The sequence below is a fragment of the Pedobacter africanus genome (assembly GCF_040548825.1).
Classification (GTDB): Bacteria; Bacteroidota; Bacteroidia; order Sphingobacteriales; family Sphingobacteriaceae; genus Pedobacter; species Pedobacter africanus_A.
Genome location: NZ_JBEPSL010000003.1, coordinates 737,768 through 752,711, shown reverse-complemented (window position 1 = coordinate 752,711; position 14,944 = coordinate 737,768). Strand labels below are relative to the sequence as shown.

The window sequence follows — 14,944 nt, the reverse complement described above, 5'->3', positions numbered from 1 at the left end:
ATGCGAATATAGGATTAATGCGCTAATACTTCTTCTGTTTCTGCAACTTCTACCTCTCCATCCGCAGTTAAAGCCACCAGTTTAACGGTTTTGACCTCATTAACCATTACCGGATCATATTTTGCCCTTACTTTTACATAGTTTTTGGTAAAGCCGTGCATAAATCCGCTCTTCTGGTCATCTTCAAAAAGTACCTGGCCAACAGCACCGAGCTGCGACTCATAAAAGGCCCGTCTCTTTTTATCAGAAAGAATGTGCAGCATCTTGCTACGGTCGGCACGGGTACTGCCCGCCACGCGGCCCTTCATTTCGGCCGCAGGGGTCTGCTCGCGCTCAGAATAGGTAAACACGTGCAGGTAAGAAACATCCAGTTCATTCAGGAACTGATAAGTATCCAGGAAATCTTCCTGTGTTTCGCCCGGGAAACCTACAATTACATCTACCCCAATGCAGCAGTTAGGCATTACAGCCTTTATTTTAGCCACACGCTCTGTATACAGTTCGCGCTGGTAACGCCTGCGCATCAGTCCGAGGATTTTGTTGGAGCCCGACTGCAGCGGAATATGGAAATGCGGCACAAACCTTTTTGAAGAAGCCACAAATTCTATGATCTCATTGCTCAGCAGATTAGGCTCTATAGAGGAAATCCTGATTCTTTCTATCCCTTCAACCTCGTCCAGTGCCTTTACCAGGTCGAAAAACTTATCCTCACGCTGTCCGTTCCTGATGCCGAAATCGCCAAGGTTTACGCCCGTCAGTACAATTTCTTTTACACCGCTTTCCGCGATCTGCCTGGCGCGGTTGAGTACATTTTCAATGGTGTCGCTCCGGCTTCCGCCCCTTGCAAGCGGAATGGTACAATAGGTACATGGATAGTCACAGCCATCCTGTACCTTTAAAAAGGTACGGGTGCGGTCGCCAATAGAATAAGCCGCTATAAAGTTATGGTTTACCTTTTCAATGTTCTGCTGATGGATTACCGCTTTAGGCTGTTTGGTCAGGTCTGAAATGTATTCCACAATCCTGAACTTTTCAGCGGCACCCAAAACCATATCCACACCTTCTATTTCTGCAATTTCAGTTGGTTTTAACTGTGCGTAACAACCTACAATGGTAACATAGGCATGAGGAGCATATTTCAATGCTTCTTTAACGACCTTACGGCATTTTTTATCGGCATGCTCGGTAACAGAGCAGGTATTGATCACATAGACATCTGCGCCAGCTGTAAAATCCACTACAGCATAACCTGCGTCGGTAAATAACCGGCCAATGGTTGAAGTTTCAGAGAAATTCAACTTACAGCCTAAGGTATAAAATGCAACTTTCTTCATTGAATTTGCAAAGATAGGAAAAATCTATTCATTCCAGCGGTAGCTGTCCTGCTCCAGTCCGGCCAGGTCGATTACCCGGCTTACCACAGTTTGCGCAACCTCCTCGATGGATTTAGGAATGCTGTAAAAAGAAGGGTTTGCCGGACAGATGATTCCGCCTGCTTCCGTAACTGTTTTCATATTATTGATGTGGATGAGGCTAAAAGGGGTATCACGGACCACTGCAATGAGTTTCCTGCGCTCTTTTAGTACCACATCTGCAGCCCTTGAGATCAGATCGTTTGAAATTCCCTGCGCTATACGCCCTAAAGTCCCCATAGAACAGGGAATAATAATCATGGTGTCATATTTTGCAGAACCCGAAGCAAAAGGGGCATTGAAATCCATTTTCGGATAAAAAGTAAAAGGATAATTGTTGTAATCCTGGTTGCCGAGTTCAAAGCGCCACACCTCTTTGGCATTGTCGGACATCACTACACCCACCTGCTCAATCTGATCCGATAACTTCAGCAAATTATCCAGTAATAGCTTCGCATAGATGGAACCACTGGCCCCGGTAACCGCAACAATTAGTTTTCTCTTGTTCATAGAAGGGGTAAAGATACAGAAGAAGGCAATAAAAAAGGGCCGAAAAATTAATTTTCGACCCTACATCTACCTATGAAAAACATACCCTCGAAAGGGTAAGCTCAAATGTAATTATCTTTTTTAATAAATGAAAGTTTAAACACACTTTTTTCAACTCTTTTTCTTCTCATCTCATTTTTTTAGCCCGGTAGAAAAAGCTGCTTTTCTTTTCCATTTGCAACATTAAGCGATTTTGGCATAATCTGTAGCAATTTTGTCTTACATTAGGTATTTTTAAAACATTTTTCTATTTTTAAATCAACACCACTAACCAAATATATATGAAGCCTCAACTGCTGAAAGTTTCCAACAACCTGGTAAATTCATTTAGCGCCAGGAGAGACCGGGTGCCTTACATCAACAACCGCTGGCATTATCATGCCGAAGTAGAACTGATCTATTTTAAGAAAGGCAATGGCACACAGTTTATTGGCGACAGCATTAAGCGTTTCAATTCTGGAGACATTGTACTGGTTGGCGCACATTTACCGCATTACTGGAAATTTGATGACAGCTACTTTACTGCTGAAGAAGAAGACAACGCCGATGTAGTGGTGGTTCATTTTTGCGAAAACTTCTGGGGCAACCATTTTCTTTCCCTTCCCGAAAATAAGGGCATCCGTTCAACCCTGGAGAAAGCACAACGCGGAATTCAGATCAGGGAAAACAATAAAAAACACATCGGCGAACTGATGGAACAGATCCTGCTGGCTACTGGTCCGGCAAGGATTATCCTGCTGATGGAAGCATTGCTGGCCATTGAAAGCAGTGCGCAGGATAAGCCCCTTTCTTCTATTGGCTTCCGTAACGATTTTGAAGAAACAGAGAACGACAGGATCAATGCCATTTACAATTACTCGCTGAACAATTTCAAAAGAAAGATACAGATGGAAGAAATGGCAGCAGTAGCCAATATCAGCCCGAATTCCTTTTGCCGGTACTTTAAATCACGGACAAGGAAAACATACACCCAGTTTATCAGCGAGATCAGGGTGGGGCATGCCTGCAAACTGCTGATAGAAGACAACATGAATGTAAAGCAGATCTGTTATGAAAGCGGCTTTCATAATTTTGCCAGCTTTCATAAACATTTTAAGATCATTACCGGGCAAAGCCCCCTATCCTATCAGAAATCGTACCTCAGCAAATAACTTACCTGATTTTTCGGATGGCCTTTTCGTAAGCCTCGGCATAGCGCATCATCCCGATGTCGTTTGGATGGGTACCATCTACCATGGTGTTGATATCCTGACCGATCTCAGCTTTCGTTAAAAGATAGATATTTTTTACACCCCTGCTTTTCATGGTCTTGAAAGTTTTGTCCATCACTGCATTTACCCTTTCATAGGCACGCTTTCTTTCCGGATTTAAACCTTCATCCGTATAGCCATCGTGCTCGGTAAGTAAAATAGGTACCCCTGGTTTTTTCTTTTGCAATTCTGCAACGGCATATTCAATCCGCTTGTTGATCTCCTCATCCGTAAAATGCTCGCCGGTCATGTTCGGTAAACAATCCAGCACGTACAGCTTTGCATCAATTTCGGGCAGCAGGTCCACAATTGCTTTTTCCATAGGCCCGTTACCTGAAAATGCCAGGTTAATGAAAGGCTGTTCCAGCTTGCGGCTCAGGATGGAGCTCCAGACCATGCCGGCCCGACTGGCGCAGGCGCCCTGGGCAATGGAAGTTCCATACACCACAATGGGCTTTTGAGGTACCGGCAATGGAACAAAAGTATTTTTTTCCGGCACACTGATTTCCAGCCATTTTACAGAATTGTAAAGCGGAAGATATAAGGTATATTCCGGTTCTTTTGTACCAGCTGCCTGCAACCGGGTAAAACGATACACAATGGTGTCTTTAAAGGAATAAGCCCCCCTTGCCCAAAGCCATTTCCCATCGCTGCTTTTGGCATACAAATCTACCCCGCTCACACCTGTTGCAGCCATATGCGGCATTTGCAGGTTGCCTTTTACCTGGTATTTCACCACAATCTCTTCTGCATCCGACCTGAAACGCAGATTCATTCCCGTACTGTTTTTCGACAGGTTCCATACCGGCTTGCGCACGGCCGTTTCTGCCCTTGCCGGTAAACGGTCGTAGTAATCCTGGGCCTCTTTAGGCCAGGCCTGTCCGGCTACCATACTTTTGGCTTCACTTGCAGGGTTCCAGGTTTTGTAGTTTTTTTCAGTTTGTGCAACAGCAGATTTTACAGTAAAAAATAAAAGGAAGGCGAAGAGTAAATTTGGTTTCATGGTTTTGTCTTAGTGTTTAGTCTAAGGTATAAAAAAAGCAGACCATAAATAGCCTGCTTTTAAAAATAAATTAAAAAGTATAAAGCTACCTGCCCATCCAGCCGCCATCAACAGTCATAACCGTACCATGCATATAGTCAGATGCTTTTGAAGCCAGGAACACGATTGGTCCCATAAAATCTTCTGCCTCGCCCCAGCGTCCTGCAGGAATGCGCTCCATGATAGAACGGCTACGGTTTTCATCTGCCCTTAAAGCTGTAGTGTTGTCGGTAGAGATATATCCGGGAGCTATGGCATTTACATTTACACCTTTGGCTGCCCATTCATTGGCAAATGCCTTGGTCAGCTGCCCTATTGCGCCTTTGCTTGCCGCATAACCCGGAACGGTAATACCGCCCTGGAAAGTAAGCAATGAAGCCGTAAAAATGATCTTTCCGCTTCCCCTGGCAACCATATCCCTGCCAATTTCCCTGGTCAGGATAAAAGGCGCGGTCTGGTTTACAGCCACCACTTCATCCCAGAATTCATCGGGGTGTTCGGCGATAGGCTTTCTCAGGATAGTTCCTGCATTGTTCACCAGGATATCAATAACCGGATGGTCGGTTTTTACCTGCTCACAAAATGCCCGGATCGCTTCACGGTCGCTAAAATTGCACTGATAGGCATAAAATTTTCTGCCCAGCGCAGTAACCGACTTTTCTACCTCACTGCCACTCAGTTCCAGGTTTGCCGAAACGCCAATGATATCTGCACCAGCCTGGGCCAGGGCCTCGGCCATTGCTTTACCTATACCACGTTTGCAGCCCGTAACCAATGCTGTTTTTCCTTTCAGATTAAATAAATCTAGTACTGCCATTTTCTATTTTTTTATAGAGTGCTATTGCACGCTCACTTTTAAAGGTTGTTCCAATTGTTTTTTAAAGGTTTCAAGGTGTTTAAACCAGGCCGCTGCACTGGTAATTTCGTTGGCCTTGCTCCATGCCGAACCATTGTAGTACACAACGGCCTGGTTGTTTTTTGCCGAAGTATAAGTCAGCAAATGCTTTTTATCAGCGCCCATAAGCACCGGCGCTCCGGTTACGATTGTACCCACGCCTGTAATCCCATCCGGTCCATGCTGTGGTTCCCAGTAACCTAAAATCCCTTTCTGCTCGTCCATTAAAATGGTGCCGGCTTCTTTTCTTTTTACAATACCTACAGCTACAGGCAGGGCCTCACCAGTATAAGTATAAACAGCTTCTACCCTGTTCATGTGCGATCCGGCATCCAGTGAAATGGTTTTGGTTACCTTTACAGATTTACCGGCCACATCCCAGGCATCATAACCCAATTGGAAGGTAGTGCGCAGCGGGCCATTGTCCAGCACTTTCCAATGGTGATAGTTTAGCGGAAAATAAACAGAATCTTTCCATACCGGCGCAATATCACCTGCCCCGAGCGTAAGTCCTACACTGTAATAATCCATTCCATCTCCATGGTCGGTATGGTAATCACCGGTCTTATACCAGTCGTTGATCACCAGCTTATTGGTTCTTTTTACCCATATATCTGTTCCAAAAGCATTGTCTTTCCGGGTCTCCAATGCTTTTCCGTACATACGGAAAGCCACTTTATCGTTCTCCCAGGCGAAATCGTCATAACGCTCCGGCACATAGCGGCCATAGGTCTTTTTAGCTACAGCTGCCGGTTTACCAGCTACGATCAGCAATTTGTTGCTGGCGTTTGCTTTCAGGCTCAGCTGCACAAGCAGGTTTTGGATGGCCTTTTCTCCATGATGTTCCAGTTGAAAAGGCAGCTCTTTTTTGGTTACCGCATGGATCACTTTAAAATTAGCCGTATCAATACCCGGATATTTTGCGGTTACCGCTGTCCAGCTTACCGCCACAACTGCGTTGTTACGATCTGCGTTTAAGGGGTTGCTTACCGTTATGGTAGCTTTTGCTGCCCCGCTTTGTGCCATCACAGGTACAGACAGTACCGGTAACAGCAATAAAACACCTAATATTCTTTTCATTGTATATTGATCTTTATTATTTCAAATCATTGATTGCACAGTGGTCCATATCCCCGTAATCCAGGTTTTCACCAGCCATTCCCCAGATGAAGGTATAATTGCTGGTACCTGCGCCCGAGTGGATAGACCAGTTTGGAGAGATGACCGCCTGCTCGTTCTGCATCCAGATGTGCCTGGTTTCCTGCGGCTCGCCCATAAAATGACAAACGCTTTGACCTTGCGGTACCTCAAAATAAAAATACACTTCCATCCTTCTGTCGTGCGTATGCGCCGGCATGGTGTTCCATACACTCCCGCTTTTGAGTTCAGTCATCCCCATCTGCAGCTGGCAGGTAGGCAGCACACTGTTCACCAGCAATTTATTGATCACACGGTGATTGGCAGTCTCCGGGCTACCCAATTCAACAATTTCGGCATCCGCTTTTGAAACCTTTTTATTGGGATAAGTATGGTGTGCGGGTGCAGAGTTGATATAGAATTTCGCAGGATTGTTTTTATCCTCGGATGCAAAGCTTACCGCCTGGGTGCCTTTACCAAGGTACAGGGCCTCTTTAAATTCAAGTTCATAAGTTACCCCGTCTGCAATAACTTTACCTTTCGCCCCAACATTAATGATGCCCAGTTCCCTTCTTTCCAGGAAAAAAGCGGCTTTCAGGTTCTCGGGGTTCGACAATTCGACGGCCTCATTTACCGGCATCACACCACCGGTGATGTAACGGTCGAAATGCGACAAGGTCAGCTTAACAGCATCTGCCTCAAACAGGCTTTCCATTAAAAAATTCTTACGCAAAGCGGCAGTATCAAATTGCTTCGCTTCACCCGGACTCACTGCATAACGGCTTTCAAAAGATGTTTTCATTATATTGTATTTTTATTTATTGTACTTGTAGACATTCTGCTCACCAGCTGCACGGGAACAACGACAGCCTTAGTGATGTAGCCAGGTTCTGCCGCATCACTGTTTAAAAGCCCAGTAAGCGCCTCTACGATCCGCTTGCCTACGGTTTCCGGGAACTGTTCCACAGAAGTGATCGGCGGTGTAATGATGGCTGTTCTGGGGTCATTGGAATAACCCGCTACTTTAAGCGCAGCCGGTACGGCAATTCCTTTTTCATTGGCAAACTGTATGGCCGCAATGGCCGTGGTATCATTGTCTGCAAACAAGGCATCAGGAACCTCCCCGCCCGCAAACATTTGCCGCATGGCCCGCATGGCATTTTCTGCACTCAGTTCCTGATGGAAGATCCAGTCAGTTCTGAGCTCCAGCCCATGTTCTTCCATTGCTTTGGCGAAACCTGCCGCCCGGTCCTGGTACAGATTGGAGGTCAGCGGCCCGGCAATGTGGGCTATCTTCCGGCATCCGGCTGCAATAAGGTGACTGGTAGCCTGGTAGGCGCCGTTAAAATCATCGCCCTTAACTATTGTGGCACGATACGGTTCCACAGGAACCCGGTCGTAAAATATCACCGGGGTACCATTTTCGGTAAACTTATCAAAATGGCTGAAATCTATGGTCTGAAGGGTACAGGCTGCAATTAAAGCATCCACCCTCGAAGCGTATAAGGTCTCGGTCAGTTCCTTTTCCATACTTACCGAATCGTTTGACTGGCAAATGATCAGGCTGTACCCCTGCTTATGAAGATCGTTCTGAATGGTAGTAATTACTTCGGCATGAAAAAACATGGACACCCTGGGTACAATAAGCCCTACAGTACGGCTTTTGTTGCTCCGCAGGCCCGAAGCCATATGGTTCCTCCGGTAGCCCAGCTTGGCCGCCATCTCTATCACATCCTTGCGTGTCTTTTCCTTTACATAAGGATGGTTATTTAAAGCACGTGAAATGGTTGCAGGAGAAAGCCTTAGCGCTTCTGCAATATCCAGTATGGTATTCTGATAAGTTTTTTTCCCGGTTGCCATAAATTAAATATTTGGCAAGCTAACATTTTTTTTAATTACATGAAAACGTTTTCAGAAATTAGCCGTTTTGTTACCTGCGGTATGACAGCACAGGATGGTCTGATTGTTTTAAAACATTATATTTAAGCCCAAAACCTTGTAATAAATGAACGTAGGCCTATTTATACCTTGTTATATCGATCAGTTTTACCCAAACGCCGCTATTGCCACTTTAAATCTATTAAGCAAACTTGGCATAACAGTAAAATATCCTGTCAACCAGACCTGTTGCGGACAGCCCATGGCCAACTCTGGTTTCGAACATTTAACCCAGGGATGTAACGACCTTTTCATTGATAACTTTGCTGAATTCGATTACATCGTATCCCCCTCCGGGAGCTGTGTGCTGCACATAAAAGACCACCTGCATTCGCCTGCAGCAGAAGAAAAAGCATCCGGCATCCGGAAAAAAGTTTACGAGCTCACAGAATTTTTAACGGATGTGCTGAAGGTAAAAAAGCTCCCTGCCCGCTTTCCACATAAGGTAGGCATGCACCAAAGCTGTCACGGACAACGCGGTTTAATGCTTTCGCAGATGACCGAACTGGTAGATGCCCCTTTTTCGAAGCCCCTGCAGCTGCTGAAAATGGTAGAAGGCCTTGAACTGGTAGAACTGAACAGGCCCGATGAATGCTGCGGCTTCGGCGGCACTTTTTGTGTGGCAGAAGAAGCTGTATCGGTAAAAATGGGCAAAGACCGGGTGGCAGACCACATCAACAACGGTGCAGAATACATCACTGCGGCCGATATGTCCTGCCTGATGCACATGGAAGGTATCCTGCGCCGCCAGCAGAGCAAGGTAAAGGTTTTGCACATCGCCGAAATATTAAACGCACAATAGCCACCCATTCCAGCAATACATCAAATGAATTCAGGAACAAAAGACCACGCCCAGTTATCCGACATTTTTAATCAGGACGAAGCAAGGGTAAACTGGCACGACGAGACTTTATGGTTTGTCCGCGCCAAACGCGACAAAGCCGCACACAGTATACCCGAATGGGAAAGCCTGAGGGAAGCTGCTTCCCATATCAAAAACAACGTACTTTCCAACCTACACGATTACCTGCTCGAGTTTGAAGAAAAGGCCCAGCAGAATGGTGTAAAGGTACATTGGGCAGCCAATGCCGAAGAACACAACCGCATTGTACATGCCATCCTGAAGGGCCACCGTGTAGACCGCCTCATCAAAAGCAAATCCATGCTTACCGAGGAATGCCACCTGAATGAGTACCTGCAGCAAAACGGCATTGAAGTTATTGATACCGACCTGGGTGAACGCATTGTGCAACTGGCCAAGGAGCCGCCGAGCCATATTGTTTTGCCCTGCATCCATAAAAAGAAGGAAGAGATCGGCGAATTGTTCCACGAACACCTGGGCACCCCGGAAGGAATGGCCGACCCGCAGTTTTTAACTGCGGCGGCGCGTGAACATCTTCGTGAAACATTTTTGACGCGTAAAGCAGCCATTACCGGCGTAAACTTTGCCGTTGCCGAAACAGGCGAATTTGTGGTTTGTACCAACGAAGGGAATGCCGATATGGGCGCACACCTGGCCGATGTACACATCGCCTGCATGGGCATCGAAAAGATCATCCCTAAAAGAAAGAACCTGGGTGTATTTTTAAGGTTACTTACCCGGAGCGCTACCGGACAGCCCATTACCACCTATTCCAGTCACTTCAAAAAACCACGGCCCGGACAGGAAATGCACCTGGTGCTGGTCGACAATGGCCGGACGACCCAGTTGGGCAGACCCGATTTCAGGAACTCGCTTAAATGCATCCGCTGTGCAGCCTGCATGAACACCTGCCCGGTTTACCGCCGCAGTGGTGGCCACAGCTACCATACTGCTGTTGCAGGCCCGATTGGCTCCATCCTGGCCCCGAATCTGGACATGAAGGACTATGCCGACCTGCCTTTTGCATCCACCCTTTGTGGTTCCTGCAGCAATGTATGCCCGGTAAAGATCAACATACATGAACAGTTGTACAAATGGCGGCAGGTAATTGTGAAGGAAGGCTATGCCGACCCTAAGAAAAAGATGGCCATGAAAGCCATGGAGTTTACACTCTCCAGCCCAACGATATACAGAAACGCAGGCAAGGCCGGCAGATGGTTCATGAAACATGCACCTTTTACTGTAAACAACAAATTAAACCTCTGGTACCAGCACCGCGAGATGCCGCAGGTACCAGCACAATCGTTTGGGGAATGGTATAAAAAGAACAAGAAAAATGACTAGCAGAGAACAGATACTGGCCAGAGTGCTGGACAACCAGCCCGACCTTAAACCACTTCCGGCCGACCTGCAGACTGCATTTCCGGCAGCAGATCCGGTAACTGCATTTGCAACCGTATTAACGGCAATAGGCGGTACCTATGTTGAGGTTACCGGTTTTCAGGCAATACAGGATTATATCAAAACACATTTTGGCAGACAACGCATCATATCCACCCTACCGGAACTGGCCGGGATATCGGAACAGGGCTGGGAAAACCAGGACCCGCACAGCTATGCCAATGTAGAACTGGCCATCATCAAAGGCCATTTTGGTGTGGCAGAAAATGCTGCCATCTGGATTACCGAAGACCTGATGCAGCAAAGGGCTGTTCCCTTTATCTGCCAGCAGCTGGCCGTGGTGATCAGTAAAAAGGAGATTGTACAAACCATGCACGATGCCTATGTAAATATAGGCACCGCCGATTATGGCTTTGGAAGTTTTATTGCCGGCCCTTCAAAAACAGCCGATATAGAACAGTCGCTCGTGCTGGGTGCACACGGACCAAAAGGCATGACGGTTTTTGCGCTGGATTAGTCCTCCACAAAATCAAGATCTTTATGGTGCGTTTCAGGGATGGTCCTGATGCAGTAAAAGCCAATACCAAAACACAGCAAACCTAAGATACCGGCCGCATGAAGTTCCAGCACATGCGGCTTTAATGTGGTATATATGGTGGTCATCAGCACCACTGTGCCCCTAACCATATTCGGGATGGTGGTAGCCGCTGTAGCCCTTACATTGGTACCAAACTGCTCGGCACCTATGGTCACAAACATTGCCCAGTAACCTATGCCAAAACCGATCCACAGGCACATGGCATATAAACCAGTAGCCGAACTGATACCGCCGTACAGGTAAATGATGGCCCCTATGGCCGTAAAGATCATCAGGTAGGTTACCGCCCTCACCCTCGATTCCAGCCAGTAGCTGACCAGTCCGCTCACCAGGTCGCCCGCGGCAAGTCCAACATAACACCACATTACTGCAAGTCCGGGTTTAATTGCTTCACTGATCCCCAGGGCCTTACCAAACTCATTGCTGAATGTGGCCAGTATCCCGATCACATACCAGGTTGGCAAGCCAATTCCGATACATTTCAGATACAAAACCAGGCGGCTCTTTTTGGTAAAAAAAGAAAGGAAGTTCCCTTTGGCCACATTGTGTTTTTCTTTCATCGCGTGGAACATGCCCGATTCAAACACACCTATTCTTAAAAACAGCAGCAAAATTCCCATGCCCCCGCCAATAAAATAGGCATTTCGCCAGCTAAACAACTCAACGGTAAAATAGCCTACCACAGCACCAAGCAAACCTACCCCGGCTACAACCGAGGTACCAATGGCCCGCAACCGTTTAGGCAAACTTTCAGACACCAGGGTAATACCCGCACCAAGTTCACCAGCTAAACCTATCCCCGCTATAAAACGCAGTATTTTATAAATGGTAACATCGTGTACAAAACCACAGGCAAAATTGGCTACTGAGTAGGTAATGATCGAACCAAACAACACCGAAAGCCGGCCTTTTTTATCGCCCAGGATACCCCACAAAATCCCGCCAAGCAATAAACCGGTCATCTGCCAGTTTAAAATGCTTGCTCCTTCTATCGAAACAGCTGCTTCATCGAGGCCAAGTTCGGTTAAGCTCGGAATGCGGACTATGCCAAATAAAAGCAAATCGTAGATATCTACAAAATAGCCTAATGAGGCTACAATAACAGGCGCGCTAAACAGGTATGCTGCTGCGCTTTTCTCTTTGGTGATGGTGGTCATCTGTGTAATTTATAGTTTGGTTTGGTGATTTGTACAGGCTAAGATATTTATTTTTATAAATAACTATCGCATTCTTTTTAAATTATTTCATAATAACTAAAACAAAGGAAAAGTTAACACTAACATTACCTGCTATTTACATCCCGCCAATACATTCGCAGCTAAACTTAAGAAATACATATGAGAAGATTGTTACTATTTGCACTTTCTTTAACAATTGGTTTTACCAGCTGTAAAAAAGACAAAAATCCAACTGAAGAACCTGATTTTTTTGTAAACGAAGACCCAACCACTTTTGCTGAAATCAGTACAATTGATATTGGCGAAACTGGGGCCGCCGAAATATCTGCATACGATCCGGAAACCAAAAAGCTCTTTGTCGTAAAAAATGAGAATGAAGGCAAGCCCAACCAGGTTAACCGCATCGAGGTAATTGATTTTAAAGACCCGGCGGCAATGAAAGTAATTGGCAACATCAGCGTGGAGCCATTTGGTGGTGCAGTAAACAGTTTGGCCGTACATTCCGGTAAACTTGCGGCCGCTATACAGGCAACTGATAAAACGGCCAACGGTAAAGTAGTTGTATTTAAAACCAGCGATCATAGTGTGATCAGCCAGGTTACTGTAGGTGCATTACCTGATATGGTCACTTTCTCTCCCGATGGCAGGTACATCATGAGTGCCAACGAAGGTGAACCAAATCCGACTTATACCGTTGATCCCGAAGGCAGTGTTTCTATCATTTCAGTAAATGAAAACTATGCAGTTACCACTGTAAACTTCTCTTCCATGGCCAGCCAGCAAACCACGCTGGTACAAAAAGGTTTCAGGATCTTCGGACCAAACAGCACTTTTGTAAAAGACATAGAACCAGAATACATCACCATAGCTGAAGATTCTAAAACAGCCTGGGTAACCTTGCAGGAAAACAATGGTATTGCTAAAATAGATATTGCTTCCAAAACCATTAGCAATATTTTTCCGTTAGGCTTCAAAGATTACAATACTGCCGGTAACGAAATAGATCCATCCGATAAATCCGCAGGTTATGTAGCAGCCAAATGGCCGGTTAAAGGCATTTACATGCCCGATGCCATTGCTGTATTGGAAAGTAACGGTATACCCTACCTGTTTACAGCCAATGAAGGTGATGCCCGGGAATATGACACTTTCATAGAAGCAAAACGTGTGAGCGACAAAACAGTTGCTCTCGATGCCGTTAAATTCCCCAATGCGGCAGACCTGAAAAAAGAAGATCAACTGGGCAGACTGAACATCACCCCAACTCTTGGTGATATTGATGGAGACGGCGACCTGGATGAACTTTACTCCTTTGGCGCACGTTCATTTTCGGTCTGGAATGGGATTACCGGTGTACAGGTTTTTGACAGCAAAAATGAACTGGATGCTAAATGCGCAGACGAAAAGGTATACGATGATGGCAGAAGTGACGACAAAAGCGTGGAGCCAGAAGGTATTGCCATAGGCACTGTAGGCCATAAAAAAGTAGCTTTTGTAGGTATGGAAAGAGCAGATGCAGTAGCGGTATATGACGTAACCAATCCCTCTGGGCCTGTATTCCTTAAACTGCTGAAATGTGGTGATGCGCCTGAAGGCCTTCTCTTCATTCCGGCCAAAGACAGCCCCACTAAAAAAAGCCTGCTGGTGGTAAGCAGCGAAGGCGATGGGGTAGTAAAGGTATATACGTCTAAAACTATAAGTTAGCCTGCTCCGGCTTAAACTAAAGAATCCCTCCTTCGGCCAATCTGGACAGCATGAAGGAGGGATTAAGACTTTACCAATAAAAAAAATACAAGTGGCAGTCGGGCTAAGAACATTTTCCGGCATTGCCACCCTCCAGCGCCACACAGAATAATCTGAGTTATTTTTTCTTTTGGATAATTCATTTTAATGGCTATATTTGGTTAACCAATAATTGGTAGACCAAATATATTGTATGAAATCATTTATAGAGACCATCCGGTCAATAGAAGTAGAATCACCGGTAGACAAGATCATAGGTCAGCTCAAACAACTGATTACCAGCGGGCAATTGCAGCCGGGCGATCGTTTACCAGCAGAAAGGATATTGGCCGAAAAATTTGGCGTAGGTCGCAGCTATGTACGTGAAGCCATATTAAAGCTTGAATTTTACGGATTGCTCCGGACAAACCCGCAAAGCGGAACTTATGTATCGGGACTCAGCATTAAGGTGCTGGACAATATCATTACAGACATCATCAAGTTTAACAAGGAAGATTTTAACGCACTCCTGGAAGCCCGCTACTACCTGGAACTGGATGCAGTAAAGCTGGCGGCAGAAAGAAGGACCGAAAAGGACCTCATTAACCTGAAAGAGGCCATGCTCGATTATGAGACCAAGACCAATAACAATCAGGATGCCGTTGAGGAAGATATGCTCTTCCACATCGCCATAGCCAGGGCATCCAAAAATTCTGTGATTGAATCCATGATCCTGATTTTAATACCAGATCTCATTAAAAGTATTGTAGAAAGTAAAATCTGTGGCGACAACCGTGGCAAACTGGCCATAACCGAGCATAGAAATATATTAACGGCCATAGAAAACCAGGATATTGATGCTGCCGAAAATGCGGTTGCCGCACACCTTAACGATATGTTCCAGATTAGCAGAGCGGGATTTTCCGCACAAAAAATAATTAATGACCAGTAAGTAAGAAC

At 45.8% G+C, this 14,944-nt stretch carries 14 protein-coding genes; 6 read left to right on the top strand and 8 right to left on the bottom strand.

Going from position 1 to position 14,944, the window contains the following annotated elements:
* Nucleotides 1–14: 14 nt before the first annotated feature.
* Together mtaB and ABIE26_RS18950 are read right to left on the bottom strand one after the other, a co-directional pair.
* Nucleotides 15–1,334, bottom strand: coding sequence for a tRNA (N(6)-L-threonylcarbamoyladenosine(37)-C(2))-methylthiotransferase MtaB (gene mtaB, locus ABIE26_RS18955; protein ID WP_310144869.1), 1,320 nt, complete (start codon nucleotides 1,332–1,334; stop codon nucleotides 15–17).
* A 24-nt stretch (nucleotides 1,335–1,358) separates the two neighbouring features.
* On the bottom strand, nucleotides 1,359–1,922 hold the full coding sequence (locus ABIE26_RS18950) for a UbiX family flavin prenyltransferase (protein WP_310144864.1): 564 nt from the start codon (nucleotides 1,920–1,922) through the stop codon (nucleotides 1,359–1,361).
* Between the two features lie 320 nt (nucleotides 1,923–2,242).
* Here ABIE26_RS18950 and ABIE26_RS18945 point away from each other — a divergent pair, with 320 nt between their 5' ends.
* Entirely contained in the window at nucleotides 2,243–3,112 is an 870-nt protein-coding gene (locus ABIE26_RS18945; protein WP_310144862.1) for an AraC family transcriptional regulator, read from the top strand.
* A gap of 1 nt (nucleotide 3,113) precedes the next feature.
* Here the strand turns inward: ABIE26_RS18945 and ABIE26_RS18940 are convergent, their stop codons facing one another.
* From ABIE26_RS18940 to ABIE26_RS18920, 5 genes are all read right to left on the bottom strand, one after another.
* The gene (locus ABIE26_RS18940; protein ID WP_310144857.1) at nucleotides 3,114–4,214 is read right to left on the bottom strand and encodes an SGNH/GDSL hydrolase family protein; all 1,101 of its coding nucleotides are present in this window, start codon (nucleotides 4,212–4,214) and stop codon (nucleotides 3,114–3,116) included.
* Nucleotides 4,215–4,299: 85 nt separating this feature from the next.
* A complete protein-coding gene (locus tag ABIE26_RS18935; protein ID WP_310144856.1) occupies nucleotides 4,300–5,070 on the bottom strand; it encodes an SDR family NAD(P)-dependent oxidoreductase in 771 nt (256 codons plus the stop codon).
* A gap of 21 nt (nucleotides 5,071–5,091) precedes the next feature.
* The gene (locus ABIE26_RS18930) at nucleotides 5,092–6,228 is read right to left on the bottom strand and encodes a DUF4861 family protein (RefSeq protein WP_310144854.1); all 1,137 of its coding nucleotides are present in this window, start codon (nucleotides 6,226–6,228) and stop codon (nucleotides 5,092–5,094) included.
* Nucleotides 6,229–6,244: 16 nt separating this feature from the next.
* Entirely contained in the window at nucleotides 6,245–7,087 is an 843-nt protein-coding gene (gene kduI / locus ABIE26_RS18925) for a 5-dehydro-4-deoxy-D-glucuronate isomerase (RefSeq protein WP_310144851.1), read from the bottom strand.
* A complete protein-coding gene (locus tag ABIE26_RS18920) occupies nucleotides 7,087–8,145 on the bottom strand; it encodes a LacI family DNA-binding transcriptional regulator (RefSeq protein ID WP_310144850.1) in 1,059 nt (352 codons plus the stop codon). The genes kduI and ABIE26_RS18920 overlap by 1 nt, the downstream gene beginning before the upstream one ends.
* 145 nt (nucleotides 8,146–8,290) lie before the next feature.
* Here ABIE26_RS18920 and ABIE26_RS18915 point away from each other — a divergent pair, with 145 nt between their 5' ends.
* The 3 genes from ABIE26_RS18915 to ABIE26_RS18905 are packed head-to-tail and all read left to right on the top strand — an operon-like array spanning nucleotide 8,291 to nucleotide 11,003.
* Nucleotides 8,291–9,025: a (Fe-S)-binding protein gene (locus ABIE26_RS18915; protein WP_310144849.1), complete on the top strand. Its 735-nt coding sequence runs from the start codon at nucleotides 8,291–8,293 to the stop codon at nucleotides 9,023–9,025.
* A 24-nt stretch (nucleotides 9,026–9,049) separates the two neighbouring features.
* Nucleotides 9,050–10,429 (top strand): lactate utilization protein B, encoded by a 1,380-nt coding sequence (locus tag ABIE26_RS18910; protein ID WP_310144848.1) that lies wholly within the window; start codon nucleotides 9,050–9,052, stop codon nucleotides 10,427–10,429.
* Nucleotides 10,422–11,003 carry a LutC/YkgG family protein gene (locus ABIE26_RS18905; protein WP_310144846.1) on the top strand — a complete coding sequence of 194 codons (582 nt, stop codon included), beginning with the start codon at nucleotides 10,422–10,424 and terminating at the stop codon, nucleotides 11,001–11,003. Before ABIE26_RS18910 ends, ABIE26_RS18905 begins: the two co-directional genes overlap by 8 nt.
* Here ABIE26_RS18905 and ABIE26_RS18900 read toward each other — a convergent pair.
* Nucleotides 11,000–12,241: an MFS transporter gene (locus ABIE26_RS18900; protein WP_310144845.1), complete on the bottom strand. Its 1,242-nt coding sequence runs from the start codon at nucleotides 12,239–12,241 to the stop codon at nucleotides 11,000–11,002. The genes ABIE26_RS18905 and ABIE26_RS18900 overlap by 4 nt on opposite strands.
* A 180-nt stretch (nucleotides 12,242–12,421) precedes the next feature.
* Between ABIE26_RS18900 and ABIE26_RS18895 the strand changes: the two genes are divergently transcribed.
* Both ABIE26_RS18895 and ABIE26_RS18890 read left to right on the top strand, forming a co-directional pair.
* Complete coding sequence (locus tag ABIE26_RS18895; protein ID WP_310144842.1) at nucleotides 12,422–13,966, top strand: choice-of-anchor I family protein; 1,545 nt, start codon at nucleotides 12,422–12,424, stop codon at nucleotides 13,964–13,966.
* Nucleotides 13,967–14,198: 232 nt separating this feature from the next.
* Nucleotides 14,199–14,936, top strand: a complete 738-nt coding sequence (locus ABIE26_RS18890; RefSeq protein ID WP_310144840.1) for a FadR/GntR family transcriptional regulator — start codon at nucleotides 14,199–14,201, stop codon at nucleotides 14,934–14,936.
* Nucleotides 14,937–14,944: the final 8 nt, after the last annotated feature.